Below are 422 nucleotides of genomic sequence, written 5' to 3' on the forward strand. Positions count from 1 at the left end.
CGATCATAGGTGAAGTCTTCCCGACGGAAAAACGAGGGCTCTTCGACCTTGCTGTTGATGGTTCGATTGATCGGTACATACGCTGTGATGCCCGCGTCGTCGCAGGCTTGGAAGTGCTTGCCGCTGGAGTATCCAGCATCAGCCGTGACGGTCAGATTCGGCTGTTCCAGCACTTCCTGAGTCGCTTTTGCCATCGGCTCCAGTTGCTTTCGATCGTCGCTATCCTGAGTGACTTCGTGGTGCACGATCAGGCTGTTTTCAGCGTCGACTGCGGTCTGCACGTTGTAAGCAACGGCCATGCCCTGCGGGGCTCGCATCATCCGCGCATCGCTTTCGGTGCTGATGAATTGCGTAATTTGCAGCTCGTCCATCAGTGCCTGGCAGGTCAGGTTGTCGTCCCGCTTGGCGGTCAGTTTTGCCAG

Annotated in this window: 1 protein-coding gene; it reads right to left on the minus strand. The window is 56.9% G+C overall.

Annotated features, from left to right (window positions below):
- A partial coding sequence (locus IFT99_RS26025; protein ID WP_192136177.1) for a transposase occupies window positions 1-422 on the minus strand: 422 nt, incomplete at both ends.

It is taken from the genome of Pseudomonas sp. CFBP 8772 (assembly GCF_014841665.1).
In the GTDB taxonomy this organism is placed as follows: domain Bacteria; phylum Pseudomonadota; class Gammaproteobacteria; order Pseudomonadales; family Pseudomonadaceae; genus Aquipseudomonas; species Aquipseudomonas graminis_B.